The organism is Streptomyces tateyamensis, assembly GCF_003205575.1.
In the GTDB taxonomy this organism is placed as follows: domain Bacteria; phylum Actinomycetota; class Actinomycetes; order Streptomycetales; family Streptomycetaceae; genus Kitasatospora; species Kitasatospora tateyamensis.
In genome coordinates this window covers 91,198-111,563 of the sequence record NZ_PYBW01000097.1, presented here as the reverse complement: position 1 = coordinate 111,563, position 20,366 = coordinate 91,198, and the positions used below count along the sequence as shown (strand labels likewise).

The 20,366-nt window shown below is 73.8% G+C and carries 19 protein-coding genes; 7 read left to right on the top strand and 12 right to left on the bottom strand.

Annotated features, from left to right (window positions below):
* Window positions 1–22: 22 nt before the first annotated feature.
* A complete protein-coding gene (locus tag C7C46_RS24830; RefSeq protein WP_245984821.1) occupies window positions 23–1,516 on the bottom strand; it encodes a hypothetical protein in 1,494 nt (497 codons plus the stop codon).
* A gap of 359 nt (window positions 1,517–1,875) precedes the next feature.
* Here C7C46_RS24830 and C7C46_RS24825 point away from each other — a divergent pair, with 359 nt between their 5' ends.
* Both C7C46_RS24825 and C7C46_RS24820 read left to right on the top strand, forming a co-directional pair.
* Complete coding sequence (locus C7C46_RS24825) at window positions 1,876–2,862, top strand: cytochrome c oxidase assembly protein (RefSeq protein WP_110672131.1); 987 nt, start codon at window positions 1,876–1,878, stop codon at window positions 2,860–2,862.
* 26 nt (window positions 2,863–2,888) lie between these two features.
* Complete coding sequence (locus tag C7C46_RS24820; protein WP_181442505.1) at window positions 2,889–3,461, top strand: nucleosidase; 573 nt, start codon at window positions 2,889–2,891, stop codon at window positions 3,459–3,461.
* 19 nt (window positions 3,462–3,480) lie between these two features.
* Here C7C46_RS24820 and C7C46_RS24815 read toward each other — a convergent pair whose 3' ends face one another.
* Window positions 3,481–4,266 carry a ZIP family metal transporter gene (locus tag C7C46_RS24815; protein ID WP_110672129.1) on the bottom strand — a complete coding sequence of 262 codons (786 nt, stop codon included), beginning with the start codon at window positions 4,264–4,266 and terminating at the stop codon, window positions 3,481–3,483.
* Window positions 4,267–4,477: 211 nt separating this feature from the next.
* Here C7C46_RS24815 and C7C46_RS24810 point away from each other — a divergent pair, with 211 nt between their 5' ends.
* Both C7C46_RS24810 and C7C46_RS24805 read left to right on the top strand, forming a co-directional pair.
* Window positions 4,478–5,005, top strand: coding sequence for a winged helix-turn-helix domain-containing protein (locus tag C7C46_RS24810; protein WP_110672128.1), 528 nt, complete (start codon window positions 4,478–4,480; stop codon window positions 5,003–5,005).
* Window positions 5,002–6,246, top strand: coding sequence for an MFS transporter (locus C7C46_RS24805; RefSeq protein ID WP_110672127.1), 1,245 nt, complete (start codon window positions 5,002–5,004; stop codon window positions 6,244–6,246). The genes C7C46_RS24810 and C7C46_RS24805 overlap by 4 nt, the downstream gene beginning before the upstream one ends.
* Before the next feature lie 7 nt (window positions 6,247–6,253).
* On the opposite strand, the gene C7C46_RS24800 is transcribed toward C7C46_RS24805, so the two are convergent.
* The 7 genes from C7C46_RS24800 to C7C46_RS24770 form a co-directional block, all read right to left on the bottom strand.
* Window positions 6,254–7,357 (bottom strand): N-acetylglucosamine kinase, encoded by a 1,104-nt coding sequence (locus C7C46_RS24800; RefSeq protein WP_110672126.1) that lies wholly within the window; start codon window positions 7,355–7,357, stop codon window positions 6,254–6,256.
* Between the two features lie 88 nt (window positions 7,358–7,445).
* Entirely contained in the window at window positions 7,446–8,732 is a 1,287-nt protein-coding gene (locus C7C46_RS24795; RefSeq protein WP_110672125.1) for a 6-phospho-beta-glucosidase, read from the bottom strand.
* Window positions 8,732–9,616, bottom strand: a complete 885-nt coding sequence (locus tag C7C46_RS24790; protein ID WP_110672124.1) for a carbohydrate ABC transporter permease — start codon at window positions 9,614–9,616, stop codon at window positions 8,732–8,734. Before C7C46_RS24790 ends, C7C46_RS24795 begins: the two co-directional genes overlap by 1 nt.
* Window positions 9,617–9,625: 9 nt before the next feature.
* Entirely contained in the window at window positions 9,626–10,591 is a 966-nt protein-coding gene (locus C7C46_RS24785) for a carbohydrate ABC transporter permease (protein WP_110672123.1), read from the bottom strand.
* A complete protein-coding gene (locus C7C46_RS24780; RefSeq protein ID WP_245984819.1) occupies window positions 10,588–11,943 on the bottom strand; it encodes an extracellular solute-binding protein in 1,356 nt (451 codons plus the stop codon). The genes C7C46_RS24785 and C7C46_RS24780 overlap by 4 nt, the downstream gene beginning before the upstream one ends.
* Window positions 11,944–12,084: 141 nt before the next feature.
* Complete coding sequence (locus tag C7C46_RS24775) at window positions 12,085–13,281, bottom strand: ROK family transcriptional regulator (protein WP_245984816.1); 1,197 nt, start codon at window positions 13,279–13,281, stop codon at window positions 12,085–12,087.
* Between the two features lie 242 nt (window positions 13,282–13,523).
* On the bottom strand, window positions 13,524–14,555 hold the full coding sequence (locus C7C46_RS24770; protein WP_110672120.1) for a mechanosensitive ion channel family protein: 1,032 nt from the start codon (window positions 14,553–14,555) through the stop codon (window positions 13,524–13,526).
* 300 nt (window positions 14,556–14,855) lie between these two features.
* Here C7C46_RS24770 and C7C46_RS24765 point away from each other — a divergent pair, with 300 nt between their 5' ends.
* The 3 genes from C7C46_RS24765 (at window position 14,856) to C7C46_RS24755 (ending at window position 18,275) form a co-directional block, all read left to right on the top strand.
* A complete protein-coding gene (locus C7C46_RS24765; RefSeq protein ID WP_110672119.1) occupies window positions 14,856–15,446 on the top strand; it encodes an HNH endonuclease in 591 nt (196 codons plus the stop codon).
* Between the two features lie 375 nt (window positions 15,447–15,821).
* A complete protein-coding gene (gene malQ, locus C7C46_RS24760) occupies window positions 15,822–18,029 on the top strand; it encodes a 4-alpha-glucanotransferase (protein ID WP_425470115.1) in 2,208 nt (735 codons plus the stop codon).
* A 21-nt stretch (window positions 18,030–18,050) separates the two neighbouring features.
* Window positions 18,051–18,275: a hypothetical protein gene (locus C7C46_RS24755; protein WP_110672118.1), complete on the top strand. Its 225-nt coding sequence runs from the start codon at window positions 18,051–18,053 to the stop codon at window positions 18,273–18,275.
* Between the two features lie 102 nt (window positions 18,276–18,377).
* On the opposite strand, the gene C7C46_RS24750 is transcribed toward C7C46_RS24755, so the two are convergent.
* The 3 genes from C7C46_RS24750 to C7C46_RS24740 are packed head-to-tail and all read right to left on the bottom strand — an operon-like array spanning window position 18,378 to window position 20,353.
* Window positions 18,378–19,091, bottom strand: coding sequence for a VIT1/CCC1 transporter family protein (locus C7C46_RS24750; RefSeq protein ID WP_110672117.1), 714 nt, complete (start codon window positions 19,089–19,091; stop codon window positions 18,378–18,380).
* 21 nt (window positions 19,092–19,112) lie between these two features.
* Complete coding sequence (locus C7C46_RS24745) at window positions 19,113–19,859, bottom strand: FAD:protein FMN transferase (RefSeq protein ID WP_110672116.1); 747 nt, start codon at window positions 19,857–19,859, stop codon at window positions 19,113–19,115.
* Window positions 19,859–20,353 (bottom strand): FMN-binding protein, encoded by a 495-nt coding sequence (locus C7C46_RS24740; RefSeq protein WP_110672115.1) that lies wholly within the window; start codon window positions 20,351–20,353, stop codon window positions 19,859–19,861. The genes C7C46_RS24745 and C7C46_RS24740 overlap by 1 nt, the downstream gene beginning before the upstream one ends.
* Window positions 20,354–20,366 lie beyond the last annotated feature (13 nt).

Sequence of the window (20,366 nt, the reverse complement as noted above, 5' to 3'; positions counted from 1 at the left end):
CGAGGGCCCCTGGACTTGGTGTTCATCGGTACTCCGCCAGGCGTCGGTTGATCCCGGTCAGCACGCCGGCCGCGGCCAGCAGGGCCAGCACGCCGGCCGCGAAGACCACCGGCACGGTGGCGTCCCGGCCGTCCTGGGCGGCGCTGCGGAACTCGGCCTGCTCGACCTTGACCGCGGCGGCCAGGTCCTGGTCCAGCTTCTGGTACACCGGCTGGGAGCTGTCCGCCCCGGTGCCGACCGTCGCGTCCAGCGCGCCCTGGTAGTCACCGGCGTCGTTCTTGGCGCTGGCCGCGTCGTGCTTCTGGGTCCACACGGTGAACTGCTGGCGGGCCTGGCCGATCGAGTCGGCGGCGGCACCCGGGGCCAGCTGCTGGGCGTGGGCCAGCGCGGTGGCGTCGGCCTTGCTGGAGGTGGTCCACTGGTCGGCGTAGGTGGTGGTGGAGCCGCGGGCGACCAGGTTGAGGTTCTCGGCGGTGCGGGCCTGCAGCGAGTTGGTGCGGGCCACGTCGAGCGCCTGCAGCGGGGTGGCTCCCCGGCTCTTGCTCTGGTCCAGCGAGGAGTTCGCGCTCAGCACCCCGGTGGTCAGCCAGCCCAGCAGCACCAGCACGGCGGCGGTGGCGCCCAGCAGGCCGGAGTTGAAGACCCGGTTGGTGCGGCGGAACAGCATCAGCTGCGCCCAGAACAGAACGGCCAGGGTCAGCAGGCCGAAGGCGTAGGAGAACCACGGGGTGGCCCCGGCGTCCCGGTAGTCGCTGTCCAGCCGGGAGACCTCGGTGTCGGAGAGCTTCTGGGCCTCGGGCAGCAGCTGGGTCTGCATCATGTTCGAGGCGTAGCGCAGGTAGGCGGCGCCCAGCGGCAGGCCCTGCCGGTCGTCGGCCCGGGCGGTCTCCACCAGGCCTGCGTAGACCGGCAGTTGCTGGTTGAGCTGGGAGACCAGGTTCTGCGCCTGGTCGGAGCCGTTGGACTGGGCGGCGGCCTGGGTGAGCAGCTGGGTGGCGTTGGCCAGGTCGTCCTGGTAGCGCTGGCGCACGTCGTGCGGCTCGCCGCCGGCCAGCAGGAAGCCGGCCGCGGCGGTGGTGTCGGCGTCGGCCAGCGAGCGGTAGATCTCGGCCGCGTTCTGGCTCAGCGGCTGACTGTGCGTCACCACCTGGTCGGCGGCCTGGGTGCGGTCGTTGACCTCCCAGCCGGTGAGCGCGCCCAGGGCGAGCACCAGCACGGCCAGGCCGGCCGCGAGCAGGCGCAGGCGGCCGGGCGCGGTGTCGGCGGTGCGGCGCAGGCGGGCCAGCGGGCCGGTGCCGGATGCGGGCGCCTTCGGGGCCCGGGCCGGCGGGGTGTGCGTGAGGGCCGGGTTGGGCGCGTGGGCCGGCGGGTGCTGCGCGAAGGCCGGCGGGTGCGGTGCGGGGACCGCCCCGTACCCCGCTGCCGGACCGAACCCCGGCGCACTCGGCCCGCCCGGCGGCGCCTGCGCCGGCAGGTACGCCGACGGTGCTGCGCTCTGCTGTTCTGGTGTCGCCACCCGCCCCACCCTCCCCTGTAGCCGCCCGGTGCGTGGCGGCCGATGCCTGCAGTATGGCCAACCGGTCCGACGGCCACACGCGGTTTGTGCTGCTCTTGAGCTTGTGCCGGAGCGGTGGAACGCGGCCCGGCGGGCTCAAGACGCGAGGCGTACCCTATGCGGTTCCGAGGGGCGGCGCTGCGGCTGGGGGCCGGTAGGCCGGTGATCGACGGGTGCTCACCCGGTGCTCGGCGGCCGGTCGGCAGACGGTCGGTGGGCGATCTACCGGCGGGCGACGGGTGGCCGGCGCGGCGAGCAGCGCGGCGGGCGGCACCGGGGGCCGGTCCGGTGATCGTCCGCGGTTCGGCGATGATGGCCCGATGCACATCTCCGCAGCCTCCGGCTACCACGGCCCGCCGCCCTGGCAGTGGGCCGACCTGCTGACTTCCTGGACCCTGGAACCGGTGGTCCTCGCGCTCTCGCTGCTGGCCGGCGGGGGCTACCTGCTCGGGGTGCGCCGCCTGGCCCGGGCCGGCACCCGCTGGCAGCCGACCCGCACCGCCGCCTTCCTCGGCGGCCTGGCGCTGTGGCTCTGGCTCACCTGCTCGGGCATCGGGGTGTACGAGCGGATCCTGTTCACCGACCGCGCCGTGCAGGTGGTGCTGCTGCTGATGGTGGTGCCACTGCTGCTGGCGCTGGGCGCGCCGGTCTCGCTGCTGGTCGAGGCCTCGCCGCCGACCCGGCAGGAGCGGATCCTGCGGGTGCTGCGCAGCGGCCCGTCCAAGGTGCTGATGTTCCCGGCGGTCTCCACCGCGCTGCTGATGGCGCCGCCGTGGCTGCTCTACTTCACCCCCTGGTACGAGAAGTCGCTCAGCAGCGGCGCCTGGAACATCGGGCTGCACCTGTCGCTGGTGCTGCTGGGGCTGGCCTACTTCTGGCCGCGGCTGCAACTGGACCCGGTCGGCCACGAGTACCCGCACCTGGTCGGACTCTTCATCACCTTCGCGGAGGTGATCTTCGACGCGGGCCTGGGCATCGTGCTGATCTACGGCGGCCACCTGGTGGCCGAGCACTACTACCTGGCGCTGGACCGCCCCTGGGGTCCGAGCCCGGCCCAGGACCAGACCTGGGGCGGCAACGCGCTCTGGGTGCTGGGCGACCTGGTCGGCCTGCCGTTCGTGGCGGCGCTGGTGCGGCGCATGATCGTGCAGGGGCGCGAGGAGACCGCCCGGGTGGACGCCGAGCTGGACCGGCGCCACCAGGCGGCGGTGGCCGCGACCCCGGCCGGCGGCGAGGTGGAGTCCGAGGAGGGCATGCGGCCCTGGTGGCTGGACGACCCCAACCTGAAGCACCGTTACGGGGGGTAGTGGCGGTGCGCCCTACGATGGGGCCCATGCAGCTGACCGGAACCGTGACCGCCGACCGACCGCTCCTGGTGCTCGCCGTGGCCGAGGAGGCCTGCTACCTCGGCGACGAGTTCCCGGTGCTGCTGACCGGGATGGGCAAGGTGAACGCCGCCGCCGGGCTGGCCGCCGTGCTGGCGGGCGGCCCGAAGCCGTCCGCGGTGGTGAACCTGGGCACGGCCGGGGCGCTGCGGTCCGGGCTGGCCGGGCGCACCCACGAGGTGGGCAGCGTGCTCCAGCACGACCTGGACAGCCGGGTGCTGCGACTGCTGACCGGCCGGGCCGTCGGCGAGCCGCTGGACCTGGGCGGGGACGGCCCGGTGCTGGCCACCGGCGACCTGTTCGTCTCCGACCCGGCGGCCCGCGACCGGCTGGCCGAGCGGGCGCACCTGGTGGACATGGAGGGGTACGCGCTGGCGCTGGTGGCGCACCGGGCCGCGGTGCCGGTGCGGCTGGTCAAGCACGTCAGCGACGAGGCCGGCGAGGGCGCGGACCGGGTCTGGCGGGAGACGGTGGACGACTGCGCGAAGGTGCTCGCGGACTGGGTCCGCGAGCACCTGTGAGACCGGTGGCCGGCGCGGGTCAGGCGCCGCCGGCGGTGACGATCGCGTCGGTGACGAAGCCGGCCATGATGCCCGCCAGGATCATCCAGGTGGTCAGCTCCTTGAGCGCGGCCCGGCGGGCCACCGCGAGCAGCTCGATCACCACGTAGAGGATCGAGCCGGCGGCCAGCGCCAGGAAGGCGATGCTCAGGTAGTCGTTGACCAGGTGCTGGCCGATCAGGGTGCCGGCGAAGGTCGGGCCGCCGCCGATCAGGCCGAGCAGTGCCAGGCTGCCCCAGGACGGGCGGGTGCCCTCGGCGGCCAGCGGGGCCACGATGCCGAAGCCCTCGGTGGCGTTGTGCAGGCCGAAGCCGATGATCAGTAGGACGGCGAGCGAGATCTCGCCCTGGGCCGCCGAGTTGCCGATCGCCAGGCCCTCGGCGAAGTTGTGCAGGCCGATCCCGACCGCGATCATCATCGCCAGGCTCGCCGCGCTCCGCTTGCCCTCCGGGTCGGCGGCCGCCCGGCGGCGGGCGTTCCAGCGGTCGTAGTAGACCAGGCCGACCAGGCCCACCCCGAGGCCCACCGCCAGCACGACGCCGCCGCCCGCCGCGGTGCCCCAGTGCTTGTCCGAGAGCGCCTTGTCGGTCGGCTCCCAGGCGTGCGACAGCACGTCCCAGACCAGGAAGACCAGGATCCCGATGGCGAGCGCGTTCAACCCGGCCCGCAGCTTCGGCGCGGGGTTGCGCAGCCGGCCGATCGGCAGCCCGAGATAGATGGTGAAACCGGCGATGGCCCCGAGCAGGGCGATCTGACCGCTCGACATGAGATGGCTCCGGGGGAGTCGGAATGAGGGTGGTGACGCGGAGACCTTAGGACAGGCAAGGCTCACCTAACAAGCCCTGCTGGGGTCGGGGCCGTACGCCGGGGGTCGACGGTGCACACCGCGGAGACGGTGACGGTCCAGATTCGAGCGCCGGACATGGACCCCCAAATAATCGTTTGACGGTAGTCGCCGGCCCGGCGAAGCTGGCGCCATGCCACCCCAGGAACCCACCGAGGAGCTGCGGGCCCTCGCGCACCCGTTGCGGCTGCGGCTGCTCTCCCTGCTCACCAACCAGCCGATGAGTGCCGCCGAGGCGGCCCGGGAGCTGGGGGAGAGCCAGGCCAACCTCAGCTACCACCTGCGCCGGCTGCACGCGGCGGGGCTGCTGGAGCTCGTCGAGGAGGTGTCGGTGCGCGGCGGGCAGGCCAAGCGGTACCGGCACGACCCGCAGAGCGGCAGCAAGGTCGCGCCCAGCACGGTCGAGGAGCACCAGCTGATGGTCTCCGCGCTGGCCGCCGAGCTGCGCCGGCGCACCGCGCAGCGGGCGCTCGCGGCGCGGAGCGCCACCACCGACGCCGAGCTCTGGGTGGACCCGGCCGTCTGGGCCGAAGCCCTGGCGCGGGCCGGCGAGTTGGGTGTGCTGCTGCACGACGCGGCGCAGCGCCCGCACGCGCCGGGCGCGGTGCGGGTGTCGGCCACCATGGTCCTGTTCCAGCTGCACGAGGAGACGGCGAAGTGACCACCCCGCTGCGGCACCGGCCGTTCCGCAACCTGGCCGCGGGCCGGGCGAGCGCGGTGCTGGCCAACGCGATGGCGCCGGTGGCGCTCTCCTTCGCGGTGCTGGACCTGACCGGTTCGGTGACCGACCTCGGCCTGGTGGTGGGGGTGCGCTCGCTGGCCAACGTGGTCGCGCTGCTGTTCGGCGGGGTGCTGGCCGACCGGGTGCCGCGGGCCCTGGTGCTGCAGGGCACCGCCTTCGGCTCGGCCGTGGTCCAGGGGCTGTTGGCGCTGAGCGTGCTGACCCACTTCGCCTCGATCCCGCTGCTGCTCGCGCTCAGCGTGGCCAACGGCCTGCTGGCCGCGCTCTCGCTGCCGGCCGCCGCCGCGCTGCTGCCGCAGACGGTGCCCGCCGAGGAGCTGCGGACGGCCAACGCGGTGTCCCGGATCGGCGCCAACCTCGGTCTGATCGCCGGCAGTTCGCTGGGCGGCCTGCTGGCCGCGGCGCTCGGGCCCGGCTGGGCGCTGGCGGCGGACGCGCTCGCGCTGCTGGTGGCGGCCGGCTGCTACCTGGGGGTCCGGTTGCCCGAGGAGCCGGCCAAGGCGCCCACCAACACCGGACCACTGACGGAACTGCGCGACGGCTGGAGGGAGTTCGCCTCCCGTACCTGGGTCTGGGTGGTGGTGCTGCAGTTCATGGTGGTGAACGCGGCCGACTCCGGTGCGCTCTCGGTGCTCGGGCCCGGGATCGCCAACGCGACCATCGGGCGCGGCGCCTGGGGCGTGGTGCTGGCCGCGCAGATGGTCGGCGCGGTGCTGGCCGGCCTGCTGGTGGCCCGGCTGCGGATCCGGCGGGCACTGCTGGTGGGGGTGGCCGCGGTGCTGGCCTCGGCGCTGCCGGTGGTGGCGCTGGCGCAGCAGGCCGGGGTGGTGGTGCTGGCGGCCGGCACCATGCTGACCGGGTTCGCGGTGGAGTTCTTCGCGGTGGCCTGGGACCTGTCGCTGCAGCAGAACGTGCCCGCCGACCGGCTGGCCCGGGTGTACTCCTTCGACGCGCTGGGCTCGTTCCTGGCGCTCCCGCTGGGGGAGATGGCGATCGGCCCGGTGGCGCACCGGTTCGGCAACCACACCACCCTGCTCGCGGCGGCGGCGCTGATCCTGCTGGCCACCGGCGCGGCGCTGACCTGCCGTTCGGTGCGCACCCTGACGGTGCGCGAGGAGACGGCGGTACCCCTCGGTGCCACCGTGGCCGAAGCCGCCTGACGATCAGTCAGGCCGCCATCTCCACCGTGCCGTACGCCGCCCGCAGCCGCCGCTGCGCGTCCGCCCCCGCGCCCAGGCGGTCCAGCCCCAGCAGCGCGGCCCCCAGCACCGGCGGTGCGGTGACGATCCGCGGCTCCGCCAGCGGGGCCGCCTCGCGCAGCCGTGCGTACAGGTTGTCCAGCAGCAGCGGGTGACGGGCCGCCAGCACCCCGCCGCCGAGCACCAGCGGCGTCGGCTGGTCCAGCCGGTCCAGCCGGGCCAGCGCGACCCGGGCCATCGCGACCACCTCCCCGGCCTGGCGGTCGATCAGCGACAGGGCGACCGGGTCCCCGGCCTCGGCGCAGGCGAAGACCAGCGGGGTCAGCTCGTGCAGCCGCTCGGCGGCCAGCCGGCCCAGGTGGACGGCCTCCGCCACCGCGAGGGCGCCGGACAGGCGGAAGTGCGCGCCGATCGCCCGGGAGAGCGCGGTCGGCTCGCCCCGTCCGTCCTCGGCCCGGGCGGCGAACCACATCGCCTCCCGGGCCAGCCCCCCGCCGCCGCCCCAGTCGCCGGTCAGCCGCCCCAGCGCGGCGAACCGGGCGGTGCGCCCGTCGGGCAGCAGGCCGGCGCAGTTGATCCCGGCACCGCAGACCACCGCCACCCCCAGCGGCGCGTCGGTGCCGGCCCGCAGCAGCCCGAAGGTGTCGTTGGCCACCGCGACCGAGCTGCTCCAGCCGTGCCGGGCCAGCGCCGCGGCCAGCGCCTCCTCCTCCACCGGCAGGTCGGCGTTGGCCAGGCAGGCGTGCAGGTGGTCGACCAGCGGGCGACCGCGCACCGCGAGCCCGTCTCCCGCGAGCCCGTCCCCCGCGAGCCCGTCTCCCGCGAGCCCGTCTCCCGCGAGCCCGTCTCCCGCGAACCCCTCCGTGGCGAGCCCGGCCTGCGCGGCGGCCGCCCGCACCAGCGGGGCCAGCGCCGCGACCGCGGCCTCGGGTCCGTGCACCTGGGGCGCGAAGCCGCCGCCGCGGGCGGTGCCGAGGAGGGTGCCGTCGGCGGCCACCAGGGCGACGTCGGTCTTGCTGTTGCCCGCGTCGACGGCGAGCACGCCGGCCAGGTGCGGCGGGTGGAGGTTCATGGGATCCCCGGGTAGGTGCGTACCCCGGCCGGGACGGCGGGGGCACCCGGTCCGAGCGGCGGCTCGGACCGGGACGGACAGGCGCGGCTCAGGCCCAGGCCAGGTACTGCCGGTTGTGGGCCAGCAGCCGGTCGGTCAGCTGCTCGGCCAGGTCGAGCTGCCCGACCAGCGGGTGGGCCAGCAGGGCGGAAAAGACCCGCTCCCGCCCGCCCTTGAGCGCGGCCTCGAGCGCCAGCTGCTCGTAGCCGGTGACGTGCGCGATCAGGCCCGCGTACAGCGGCTCGACCGGGCGCTGCGGCAGCGGGCGGACCCCGGCGGCGTCCACCACGGCCGGCACCTCGATCACCGCGTCGTCCGGCAGGAACGGCAGCATCCCGTCGTTGCGGGTGTTGACCACCTGCACGTCCGAGCCGCCACCGGTGCCCAGCAGTGCCGCGATCAGCTGCACGGCCGCCTCCGAGTAGAAGGCGCCGCCGCGCTTGCCCAGCAGCTCGGGCTTGGTGTCCAGGGCCGGGTCCGCGTACAGGGTGAGCAGCTCCTGCTCGATCGCGGCGACCTGGGCGGCCCGCGAACCCTGCTCGCGCAGCTCGGCGACCACGGTGTCGTGCTGGTAGAAGTAGCGCAGGTAGTAGGAGGGCACCACGCCGAGCTGCTGGATCACCGGCAGCGGCAGGTGCAGGTCCTCGGCGATCTCCTTGCCGAAGCCGGCCAGCAGCTCCGGCAGCACCTCGCGGCCGCCCGCCGCCCCGGGGGCGTCCAACAGGGTGACCCCGCGCTCCCAGGTCAGGTGGTTGAGGCCGACGTGGTCCAGCCGGACCAGCTCCGGCGCCACGCCCAGGTGCGCGGCGAACTTGCGCTGGAAGCCGATGGCCACGTTGCACAGGCCCACCGCCTTGTGCCCGGCGGTCTGCAGGGCCCGGGTGACGATGCCGACCGGGTTGGTGAAGTCGACGATCCAGGCGTCGGGGTTGGCCCGGCGGACCCGCTCGGCGATGTCCAGCACCACCGGCACGGTGCGCAGCGCCTTGGCCAACCCGCCCGCGCCGGTGGTCTCCTGACCCACGCAGCCGCACTCCAGCGGCCAGGTCTCGTCCTGGTTGCGGGCCGCCTGCCCGCCGACCCGCAGCTGCAGCAGCACCGCGTCGGCGCCGGCCACCGCCGCGTCCAGGTCGGTGCTGGTGGTCACGGTGCCCGGGTGGCCCTGCTTGGCGAAGATCCGCCGGGCCAGGGCGCCGATCAGCTCCAGCCGCTCGGCGGCCGGATCGATCAGCACCAGCTCGCCGATCGGCAGGCTGTCCCGCAACCGGGCGAAACCGTCGACGAGTTCGGGCGTGTAGGTGGAACCGCCGCCGACGATGGCGAGTTTGAGAGACATCAGCCCTTGACCCCTGTGAGTGTCACGCCTTCGATGAAGGCCTTTTGCGCGAAGAAGAAGAGGAGGATGACCGGCGCCATGACCAGCAGGGTGGCCGCCATCTCCAGGTTCCAGTTGGTGTGGTGGGCGCCCTTGAAGGACTCCAGGCCGTAGGAGAGGGTCCAGGCGCCCTCGTTCTCGCTGGCGTAGATCTGCGGCCCGAAGTAGTCGTTCCAGCAGTAGAAGAACTGGAACAGCGCGACCGCCAGCACGGCCGGCTTGGCCATCGGCAGGACCACTCGCAGCAGGGTGCGCAGTTCGCCGCAGCCGTCGACCCTGGCGGCCTCCAGGTACTCCCTGGGGATGGTCAGCAGGAACTGCCGCAGCAGGAAGATGGTGAAGGCGTCACCGCAGGCCATCGGGATGATCAGCGGCCAGAGCGTGCCGCTCAGGTGCAGCTGCTTGGCCCAGAACAGGTACATCGGGATGATCGTCACCTGCGGCGGCAGCATCATCATCGCCACCACCGCCATCAGCGCCAGGTTGCGGCCGCGGAAGTCGAACCGGGCCAGCGCGTAGGCGACCGGCAGGCTGGAGACCACGGTCAGCAGGGTGCCCAGGCCGGCGTAGACCAGGGTGTTGCGCCACCAGGTGAGGAACCCGGGGGTCTGGAAGACCTTGGCGTAGTTGGACCACTGCCAGTGCTGCGGCCACCAGTCCGCGGTGAGGGCCTGACGGTCCGTCATCACCGAGGTGAGGAAGACGAAGGCGAACGGCAGCAGGAAGAAGAGTGCGGCGGCCACCGCGGTGGCGTGCACGGCGATCCAGTGCAGGGCGGCGCGGCGGCGGGCCGCGGCGAAGCCGGTGGTCCTGGCCGGGCGGGTCCCGAGGGCGATAGCGGTCATGGTTGTCTCTCAGTCCTCGCTCGACAGGAACCCGGCCCGGCGGCGCAGCAGCAGGCTGGTGAAGGCCATCGAGAGGGCGAACAGGATCAGCGCCACCACGCAGGCCGAGCCGGTGTCGAAGCGCTGGAAGCCGAGGTTGTAGACCATCTGCGGCAGGGTCCAGGTGGAGCCGTGCGGGTAGCCGGGTTCGAACTGCTGGCCGGAGCCGCCGATCACGCCGCTGGCCACCTTCCCGGCCACGATCGCCTGGGTGTAGTACTGCATGGTCTGGATCACCCCGGTGACGACGGCGAACATCACGATCGGCGAGATGTTCGGCAGGGTCACGTAGCGGAACTTGTGCCAGGCGGTGGCACCGTCCAGCTCGGCCGCCTCGTACTGCTCGCGCGGCACGTCCAGCAGCGCCGCCATGAAGATCACCATCAGGTCGCCGATGCCCCAGACGGCCAGCAGGCTCAGGGCCGGCTTCGACCAGTCGGGGTCGGTGAACCAGCCCGGCTGCGGCAGGCCGAGCGCGCCGAGGAAGTGGTTGACCGGCCCGGTGCCCGGGTTGAGCAGGAAGGCGAAGGCGGTGGTGGCCGCCACCGGCGGGGCCAGGTACGGCAGGTAGAAGGCGGTGCGGAAGAAGCCGGCACCGGTCTTCACCTTGGTGATCAGGATCCCGATGCCGAGTCCGAAGACCACCCGCAGGCTCACCATCACCAGCACCAGCCAGAGCGTGTTGCGCAACCCCTGCCAGAAGAACGGGTAGTGCTCGAAGACGTAGGTCCAGTTCTTCAGCCCGGTGAACACCGGGGCGCTGAAGCCGTCGTACTTCATGAAGGAGAAGTACACGGTGGAGACCAGCGGGTAGGCGAAGAAGACCGCGAAGCCGACCAGCCACGGGGAGAGGAAGGCGAAGGTGCGCAGGCCCGCCCGCCGGCGCTTGCGACGCAGCGCCGGCGGGGTGGCGAACTTGGTGGCCGCGGTGGTCACTTGGCCTGGTCCACGGCGGCGTCGATCTCCTTGTCGGTGGCGCTCAGGCCGGCCTTGAGGTCGTTCTGCTTGCCGGCCTCCACGTCGTAGGCGAGGTTCTGCAGGCTCACCTGGTAGGCGCCGCCGTTGATGCTGGCCGGGGTGGTGGAGCTGTGCGGGTTCCTGGCGATGTCCAGGAACACCTTGAAGTTCGGGTCGCTGTCCAGCTTCGGCGAGCTGAGCGCGGCGAGGGTGCTGGGCACGTTGTGGATCGCGTTGGCGAAGCTCACCACCGCGTCGGTGTCGGTGGTCAGGTACTTCACCAGCTCCCAGGCGGCGGCCTGCTTCTGGCTGCTGCGGGCGATGCCGACGATGGTGCCGGTCTGGTAGCCCCGGCCGTAGCTGTCGGCCTGCGCGTCCGGCACCGGGAACGGGGCGGTGGCCCAGTCGATGTCCGGCTTGTCGGCCTGCAGCGAGGCGGTGCGCCACTCGCCGTCCAGTGCCATCGCCACCTGGCCGGTCTCGAACGGGTTCTTGGCGCTGAACTCGTCGCCGAAGGAGGTGCGGAACTTCTCCAGCTTGTCGAAGCCGCCCAGTTTGCCGATCAGGTTCTTCTGCCAGGTCAGCATGGAGGTCACGGTCGGGTCGCCGGCCAGGTTCGACTTGCCGTCGGAGCCGAAGTACTCGGTGCCCCACTGGCCCAGGTAGTGCGCGGGAGCGGTCTCGTAGCCGTGGTAGTTCGGCATGAAGCCGAGCTGCTGGTAGCCGTCCGCGTTGGCCACGGTCAGCTTGACCGCGTCGGCGTCGAACTCGCTGAGCGTCTTGGGCGGGGCGGTGATGCCGGCCGCGGCGAAGGCCTTCTTGTTGTAGTACAGGCCGAAGGCGTCGGCGAGCAGCGGGAGCGAGCACTGGTCGCCCTGGAACTGGGTGTACTTGAGCATCGGGGCCGGGAAGGTGGCGGCCGGGTCGATCTTGTCCTTCTTCAGCAGCGGGCCGAGGTCGACCCACGCCTTGGAGTTGCAGAACTTGCCGACGTTGTCGGTGGTGAACGAGGAGACCACGTCCGGCGCGTCCGGGCCGCCGGCCCGCAGTGCCTGGTCGATCTTGTCGTCGGTGATGTTGGCGACCACCTTGACGTGGATGTTCGGGTGCGCCTTCTCGAAGTTGGCGATGTTGTCGTTGATCGCCTTGGTCTCGTTGTCCTGGCTCCAGCCGTGCCAGAAGGTGATCGTCACGTCCTTGCCGGACGCCGAGGCGTCGTTGCCGGAGCCGGAGTTCGAACCGGTGCAGGCACCGGCGAGGAGTGCGGTGGCCGCGGCCAGGGCGACGGCTGCGACCGGGCGGTGGCCGAGGGATCTGCGGTGAACGGACACGGGAACTCCTGAGGGTACGGGGGCAGGCGTCATCGCCCGACGGCCCGGCGGGGGTTGGGGGAGGAGGAGCGGGTGGTGCCGTGAGTACGGGTGGTGCCGTGGGTGCGGGCATGGCAGGCATGGCGGGGAGTCGACGGCGGGTCAGGCGGTGGTGAAGGCCCTCTCCCGTGCGTCGGTCAGGGCTCGTTGCAGGGCGCCGTGCAGCACCGGCGAGCCCTGGACGGTGGAACTGCGCACCTTGGGCCGCGGTACGGCCAGTCCGGTCAGCTCCTCCCGGACCAGCTCGCGCAGCCGCTCGCCGCCGGCGGTGGGAATCCCGCCGGAGAGCACGACGAGCTCGGGGTCGACCACGGCGACGATCGCGGCCAGCCCGGTGGCCAGCCGGTTGGCCAGCACCTGGAGGAACTCCTCGCCCGCACCCGGGGTCCCGAGCGCGCGGGCGATCGCCGCCTCGGCCGACTTGGCGGTCAGCCGGTACTGCTTGGCCAGGGCCAGCACGGCGTTGGCGCCGGCCAGCTCCTGGAACCCGCCGGAGTTCTCCCGGCGGACGTTGCGCACCAGCGGCGCGCCCGGGAGCGGCATGTAGCCGACCTCCCCGGCGCCGCCGGTGAATCCTCGGTGCAGCCGGCCGCCGATCACGATCGCGGCGCCGATCCCGTCCTCGGCCCAGAGCAGCACGAAGTCCTGACTGCCGCGGGCCGAGCCGAGCGCCTGCTCGGCGACCGCGGCCAGGTTGACGTCGTTCTCGATCGCCACCGGGGCGCCGAGTGCGGCGGCCAGCTCGCCGGTCAGGTCCGGGGTGTGCCAGCCGGGCAGGTGGGCGGCGTAGCGCAGCTTGCCCGTCTGCGGGTCCAGCGCGCCCGGGGTGCCGATCACCACCTCGCTCAGGCTGCCCCAGGGCAGTTCGGCCCGGCGCAGCACCTCGGCCAGCCCGTCGGCCACCCGCGCCACGGTGCCCGAGGCCTGCCGGCCGGGGGTGGCCAGGGTGTACTCGGCGCGGGTGCGGCCGGTCAGGTCGGCCACCGCGAAACGGATCTGACTGGGCGTCACATCCAGGCCGGCGACGTAGCCGGCGTCCGGGTTCACCTCGTACAGCTGGGCGTTGGGTCCTGGGCCGCCGGCCGTGGTGCCGACCGGGACCACCAGGCCGACCGCCTCCAGGCGGGCCAGCAGCTGGGAGGCGGTGGGCTTGGACAGGCCGGTGAGGGCGCCGATCCGGGTGCGGGAGAGCGGGCCGTGCTCCAACAGCAGGTCGAGCGCGGCGCGGTCGTTGATGGCGCGCAGGCGGCTGGGGGTGCCGGGGCGGGGGGCGGCCGTGGGGCGGGTGGAGTCGTTCACGGGGTCGATCCTCCTCCGTCGCTCGCCGGGACCGCCAGCTCCGTCCATTGCGGGCTGACGACTGGAAACTTTACTAACAATCTATGGAGTGTCAATGGATACGACGAAGCCCCGCACTCCCGGATCGGTGGGGTGCGGGGCTTCGCGGCGGCGGACCTGACGGTTGCGCGGCGCTGCGGCGGCCGGACGGCGCGGCCGGAGCGCGGCGCGTGGGCGGGCGGCGCGGTGGGCGGGCGGCGCCGTCAGGGGAGCTTGCCGAAGGCGGCCTGCTCCTCCGGCGACGGCGGCGGTATCGGCCTGGAGGCCAGCGAGCGGGCCGAGGTCGGGTCGGCCAGCGAGGAGGGCGCCTGCGCCTCCGCCAGGGTCGGCTTGGGCACGGCCGCCGAAGTGTCCTCCTTCAGCTTGACCCCGGCCCGGTCGAAGGCCTGCTTGAGCCGCAGCCGCAGCTCCCGGCCGACCGTGGCGCTCCGGCCCGGCATGGTCCGGGCCTCGACCCGCAGCACCACGGTCTCGGCGGAGACCGACTCCACCCCGAGCACCTCGCCCGGCGCCCAGAGCAGCTCGTCCCAGGGCGTCTCCTTGGCCATCGCCTCGATGGCGTCGGTGACCAGCTCGCGGACCAGCTCCAGGTCCTCGCGGTAGCCCACCTGCAGGTCCACGGTCGCGGTGGACCAGCCCTGGCTCATGTTGGCGATCCGCTTCACCTCGCCGTTGCGGATGTACCAGATCTCGCCGCCGGCCCCGCGCAGCTTGGTCACCCGCAGGCCCACCTCCAGCACGGTGCCGGCGGCCACGCCCGTGTCGATCTCGTCCCCGACGCCGTACTGGTCCTCCATGATCATGAAGACCCCGGACAGGAAGTCGGTCACCAGGTTGCGGGCGCCGAAACCGAGCGCCACGCCCGCCACCCCGGCGCTGGCCAGCAGCGGGGCCAGGTCCACCCCGATCCCGGCGAGCACCATCAGCGCGGCGGTGCCCAGGATCGAGAACGAGGCGACGCTGCGCAGCACCGAGCCGATCGCGGCCGAGCGCTGGGCTCGTCGCTCGTTGTTCACCAGCAGGCCACCGAGCCTGCTGCTGGTCTCGTGGTCGTTCTGCTCGGCCCGGGCCGCCATCCGGTGGATGAACTGGTCGATCAGCTTGCGCACCACGGCCCGCAGCACCAGCGCCAGCACCACGATCAGCACCGCCCGCAAGGTGCCCTCCACCCAGCTCTGCCAATGGGTGTCGAGCCACCCGGCCGCTTGGCGGGTGCTGCTGGTCACGTCGGTCACGGGCGGTCCTCCTGCGGTGCTTGCACGTCCGGCCTCAGCCTAGTGCCGCGCCAGGCAGCCTTTGCCCCGGGCGAAGGCTGCCCGACGCGGCGATATCAGCGTTCGAGTGCGTCGAGTCGCAGGTGTGGGCATAGAGATCAGTACGACCGGGTGGCGGCCGAACCCTCTTCGGCCTGTTACCCGGTAGTGGTGGCGCCGTACAAAGCCGTAAGGCGACACTGGGGGTGATCGTGCAGCGATGCGCGGTCATCCGCTCGTCCCGGCGCAAGCCACGCGCCGCAGGCGTCCAAGGAGGCATCCGTGCCGCATGTCCTGGTCCTCAACGCGTCGTACGAGCCACTCGGCGTCGTATCGATGCGCCGCGCCCTCATCCTGGTCCTCAACCACAAGGCAGTCAGCCTCGAGGATTCGGGTGTCACTCTGCACAGCGCCACCAGCGCCGTTACGGCGCCCTCCGTGGTCCGGCTGACCCGGTTCGTCCGGGTGCCGTTCTGCGGGCCAGTACCGCTCACCCGCCGCGCTCTGTTCGCCCGTGACCACGGGCGGTGCGTGTATTGCGGGGCCGCCGCGACCAGCGTCGACCACGTGATCCCGCGCAGTCGAGGCGGTCAGCACCGCTGGGACAACGTGGTGGCGGCCTGCCGCCGCTGCAACCACATGAAGGCCGACCGCCACCTCACCGAGCTCGGGTGGCGGATGAAGCGACCTCCGGCCCCGCCCAGCGGACTGGCCTGGCGCATCATCGGAACCGGGATCAAGGACCCGCGCTGGCGGCCCTACCTGGAGCCGTACGGCGGCACGGACCAGTTCCGTGACTTCGAGCACTACGACCATACCGAGCACCCCCCGACCCGCATCCACCGCGGCGAGCCCGAAGCGCTCACCGCCTGACCCACCCCGGGCCGCACCAGCACCGCGGCAGCCCCATGGGCCGGCCCCGCCCCTCGTGTGAGGGGGTGGAGCCGGCCCGCCGCGTTCGGGGAGGGGTCAGATCTTCAGTACGGCGACGTGCGGGGGCAGCAACCCCGGGAGTCGTAGGCCTCGACCAGGGCCGCGCCTACGGTCGAACGTATGGCAACGAAGAGGATCACCGTCACCATCCCGGAGGATCTCCTGGAGGGGGTGCCGGACAATCGCCCTTTCCGGTGACCCCGGTGCCCCTGCCACCGGTGCTTCGCCCGCTCGGGCGGCGTGCCGGGAGGGGTGGTGGGCTGGTGCGCCGGGTAGGACTGGAGCCCGACTGTTCGCCGTTGCCAGGAGGTCGCGTTGGCCGCGTATCTGGACCGTTCCGAGGAGCACCGTGACGAGTCATCAGCTCCGGGCCCCGCGCCCGACGAGCCAGGGGAGGACGCACCGTCAGCGGCGCTGGCCGCACTGGCGCACGCGCACGGAGTGGACAGCAGCTACGACGCCGGTGACGGGGACTTCGTCCAGGTGGGCGCCGCCACGCTGATCGCGGTGCTGGCCGCGCTCGGGGTGGACGCGAGCTCGCCGGAGGCCGTCGAGCGGGAGCTGCGCCTGCACCGGGAGGCGGCCGCGGAGCGCCTGCTGCCGCGCTGCCTGGTGGCCCGGGCCGGGCGCCGCACCGCGCTGGACGCCCCGGCCGCCGCCCGCCTGAGCATCGAGCTGGAGGACGGCGGCGACTGGCAGCTGCCCTCCGGCCGCTCGCACTGGCTGCCGGCCGACCTGCCGCTGGGCCGGCACACCCTGCACCTGCGGCTGGCCGACCGCACCGAGTCGGCCACCCTGATCGTCACCCCGGACCGGTTGGCCCCGCTGCCCGGCCGCGGCTGGGGCTTCCTGGCCCAGCTGTACTCGGTGCTCTCCGAGCGCTCCTGGGGGATGGGCGACCTGGGCGACCTGGCGGAGCTGGCCCAGTGGTCGGCCGGCGCGCTGGGCGCCGACTTCCTGCAGATCAACCCGCTGCACGCGGGGCTGCCCGGCGCCCCCTCCGACCCGTCCCCGTACCGCCCCTCCAGCCGCCGGTTCGCCGACCCGGTGCACCTGCGGATCGAGGCGCTGCCCGAGTACGCCTACGCGTCCGCCGCCGACCGCGCCGCCCTGGACGAACTGGCCCAGCGCGCCGGGCGGTTGCGCGCCGAGGTGCTGGAGCACGACGGGCTGGTCGACCGGGATGCGGTCTGGGCGGTCAAGCAGGAGGCGCTGCGGGTGCTGCACACCGTGCCGCGCGGCCCGGGCCGGGAGGCGGCCTACCAGGCCTTCGTCCGGCGCGAGGGCGACTGGCTGGAGCAGTACGCCGGCTGGACGGCGCTGGCCGAGCAGCACGGCAGCGACTGGCACGCCTGGCCCAAGGGCCTGCGCCACCCGGGCTCCCCGCAGGTGGCCGCCGCCCGGGCCGAACTGGCCGAGCAGATCGAGTTCCACCGCTGGCTCGCCTGGCTGGTCGACGAGCAGCTGAGCGGTGCCCAACTGGCCGCCGAGCGGGCCGGTATGGCGGTCGGTCTGATCCACGACCTGGCGATCGGCTGCCACCCGCACGGCGCCGACTCCTGGGCGTTGCAGGACCACCTGGCCGGCGACATCTCGGTGGGCGCGCCGCCGGACGCCTTCAACCCGCACGGCCAGGACTGGGGCCTGCCTCCGTGGCGCCCGGACGCGCTGGCCGCGGCCGGCTACGCGCCGTTCGCCGAACTGCTGCGGGCCGCCGCCCGGCATGCGGGGGCGATCCGGATCGACCATGTGATGGGCCTGTTCCGGCTCTGGTGGGTGCCCGCCGGCCACCCGCCCACCCAGGGCGCCTACGTGCGCTACGACGCCGAGGCGATGCTCGGCGTGCTGGCGCTGGAGGCGCACCGGGCCGGCACCGCGGTGATCGGCGAGGACCTGGGCACCGTGGAGCCCGGGGTGCGCGAGGAGCTGACGGCCCGTGGGGTGCTGGGCACCTCGGTGCTCTGGTTCGAGCGGGACTGGACCGGCAAGGAGGGCGCCAAGGGGGCGCCGCTGGCCCCCGAGCGGTGGCGGCCCGGCTGCCTGGCCACCCTCACCACCCATGACCTGCCCAGCACCGCGGCGCGCCTGGGCGGGGACCACGTGGAGCTGCGGCACCGGCTGGGGCTGCTGGCCCACCCGCTGGCCGAGGAGCAGGAGGCGGCCGCCGCCGAACTGGCGGACTGGCGCGCCGAGCTGACCAGGCGGGGGCTGCTGGAGCCCGGCGCCGCCGTGGACCAGCAGGCGCTCTACCGTTTCCTGCTGGCCACCCCCGCCGAACTGGTCGGGGTCTGGCTGCCGGACACGGTGGGCGACCCGCGCCCGCAGAACCTGCCGGGCACCTGGGACCAGTACCCCAACTGGCGGCTGCCGGTCGCCGACCGGGCCGGCACCCCGGTCACCCTGGAGCGGCTGGCCACCGAGCCCGGTGCGCTGGCGTTGCACGAACTGCTCGGCGAGGGGCTGGCCCGGGCGTCCGGGCGCGGGCGCCACGGAAGGCCGACCCCGCCGCGCGAGGGCCGGTAAGGGGCCGGTACCTTGGGAATCGTGGACAAGAGGAACGCTTTGCGCGCTGGTGCGGTCTCCGCAGCGGCCACGCTGATGATGCTGATGACGTCGCCCGCCTTCGCGCTGACCCGCGACGACGGTGACGACCCGGGCAAGGGCCTGACCGTCGCGCAGACCCTCGGCCTGTACGTCGCCGCCCCGTTGGTCGCCTTCGCGGTGATCGCCGGCCTGGTCATGGTCGCCGGCGGCAACAAGAAGAAGTAGCCCCCGGGCTTCGCGCCCGCCCGGCGCTGCCCCCGTCCCGCGAGAACCGGGGACGGGGGCAGCGCCGTGCGGGCCACCGTGCCCTCGGAGTCCGACCGTGCCTCAGACCCCGGCCGCGCCCAGGAGTGAGCCCGCCGCGTAGGTGACGGCCATCGCCAGTCCGCCGCCGAGCAGGTTGCGCAGGATCGAGGGGCGCACCGGGGAGTCGCCGAGCCGGGCGCCCGCCCAGCCGGTGAGCGCCAGCGCGCAGAGCACCGCCACCACGGTGACCGGTACCCGCAGGTCGGCCGGCGGCAGCACGATGGCCAGCAGCGGCAGCAGCGCACCGACGGTGAAGGCGACGAAGCTGGCCCAGGCGGCATGCCACGGGTTGACGATCTGCGCCGGGTCGATGCCCAGCTCGACCTGGGCGTGCGCGGCGAGCGCGTCCCGGGCGGTGAGCTGCTCGGCCACCTCGCGGGCCACCGCCGTGGTCAGGCCGCGCGCGGCGAGCAGGTCGGTCAGCTCGTCCAGTTCGGCCTCCGGCTGCTCGGCCAGCTCGCGCCGCTCCTGGGCCAGCGCGGCCCGCTCGGAGTCGCGCTGGGTGCTGACCGAGACGTACTCCCCGGAGGCCATCGACAGTGCTCCCGCCAGCAGGCCCGCCAGGCCCGAGGCGAGCAGCGCGGTGGCGTCCGAGGTGGCGCCGGCCACGCCGACCACCAGGCCGGCCGTGGAGACCACCCCGTCGTTGGCGCCGAGCACCCCGGCCCGCAGCCAGTTCAGCCGACCGCTCAGCCCGCTGCCCTGGTCCGCGGTGTGTACCTCGCTCTCGTCCATCAGGCCAGTCTCACCCGGCGGCTAACCCTGCGCCAAATGACGGGCCAGTCCCGGGGTGCCCAGTCGGCGGCCGTCGGGCAGGACCACCAGGGCCTCGTGGCCGGCCAGTGCGGTGACCCAGTCCAGCGCGCGGTGCGGGCCCATGGCGAAGGCCGCGGTGGCGTACGCGTCGGTCAGTGCCAGCCGCGGGCCGACCACGGTGACGGACAGCGCCCCGCCGGCCGGCCGCCCCGCGACCGGGTCCACGATGTGCGCCCCCCGCTCGGCCGTCCCCGAGGTGGCCACCGCGAACGCGCCCGACCCCGCCAGCACCGCAGCCAGCGCCTGCGGCCGCGCGGGGTCGGCCACCCCCACCCGCCACGGCTGCCCGTCCGGCCCGGTGCCCCGGGCCTGCACGTCGCCGCCGCCGGTCACCGTGTGGTCCGGGCAGCCCGCCGCGGTCAGCAGGTCGCTGGCCCGTTCCACCGCCCAGCCCTTGACCCAGCCGGACAGGTCCAGCCGGCCGCCCGGCCGCTCGGTGAAGAACCCGCCGCTGCGCGCCCGCACCGCCGCGCAGTGCGCCAGCGCCTCGGCGACCAGCGGGTCGCACTGGTCCACCGTCAGCTCGCCGCGCCCCAGCCGGCTCAACTGGCTCTGCGGGCGGTAGGTGGAGAACAGCCCGTCCAGCCGGTGCAGCTCGGCCACCGCCGGGGCCAGCGCCCCGGCCGGGCCGCCGCGCACCGCGAAGGAGAAGACGGTGCCCATGGCCTGCTCGGTGTGACGCAGCATCAGCCGCTGCCGCCCTGCCCGGCCTGGTCCAGCGCGCTCTGCAGCGAGCGGGTGTAGCCGTCGCTGGTGTAGGTGGCCCCGGAGACCGCGTCGATGTTCGCACTGCCCGCCGCGATCGCCTCCTGGTTGAGCTGCGGCAGCGCGTACGCGTTGATCTCCCGGTCCCGGCCCGACTCGGCCGGGTACTGCAGCACGTCCACCTTGGTCAGCTTGCCGCCGGTCACCGTGATCCGGACCTGGACCGGTCCGAACCGGGTGTCGACGGCGTTGCCGGTCACCGTCCGGGTCCCGGTCGCCGGCTGGCCGGACGAGGCCGGGGCCGACGGAGTGGCGGAGCCCGACGGGGTGGAAGGGGCGGTGGCGGGGACCGCCGCCCCCTGGTCCGAGGAGATCAGCGCCTGCGACCCGGAACCGCCCGAACCGTGCGGCTTCAACCCGAGCAGCAGCACCACCAGGGAGACCGTCGCGACGCCCGTCACCACTGTCCTGCGCATGAACCCGTACTCC

What these genes read in the sequence shown, in the direction of transcription:
- C7C46_RS24825 (WP_110672131.1), top strand. Translation starts at nt 1,876, where the DNA reads ATGCACATCTCCGCAGCCTCCGGCTACCACGGCCCGCCGCCCTGGCAG.
- C7C46_RS24820 (WP_181442505.1), top strand. Translation starts at nt 2,889, where the DNA reads ATGCAGCTGACCGGAACCGTGACCGCCGACCGACCGCTCCTGGTGCTC.
- C7C46_RS24815 (WP_110672129.1), bottom strand. Translation starts at nt 4,266, where the DNA reads ATGTCGAGCGGTCAGATCGCCCTGCTCGGGGCCATCGCCGGTTTCACC.
- C7C46_RS24810 (WP_110672128.1), top strand. Translation starts at nt 4,478, where the DNA reads ATGCCACCCCAGGAACCCACCGAGGAGCTGCGGGCCCTCGCGCACCCG.
- C7C46_RS24800 (WP_110672126.1), bottom strand. Translation starts at nt 7,357, where the DNA reads ATGAACCTCCACCCGCCGCACCTGGCCGGCGTGCTCGCCGTCGACGCG.
- C7C46_RS24795 (WP_110672125.1), bottom strand. Translation starts at nt 8,732, where the DNA reads ATGTCTCTCAAACTCGCCATCGTCGGCGGCGGTTCCACCTACACGCCC.
- C7C46_RS24790 (WP_110672124.1), bottom strand. Translation starts at nt 9,616, where the DNA reads ATGACCGCTATCGCCCTCGGGACCCGCCCGGCCAGGACCACCGGCTTC.
- C7C46_RS24750 (WP_110672117.1), bottom strand. Translation starts at nt 19,091, where the DNA reads ATGGACGAGAGCGAGGTACACACCGCGGACCAGGGCAGCGGGCTGAGC.
- C7C46_RS24745 (WP_110672116.1), bottom strand. Translation starts at nt 19,859, where the DNA reads ATGCTGCGTCACACCGAGCAGGCCATGGGCACCGTCTTCTCCTTCGCG.
- C7C46_RS24740 (WP_110672115.1), bottom strand. Translation starts at nt 20,353, where the DNA reads ATGCGCAGGACAGTGGTGACGGGCGTCGCGACGGTCTCCCTGGTGGTG.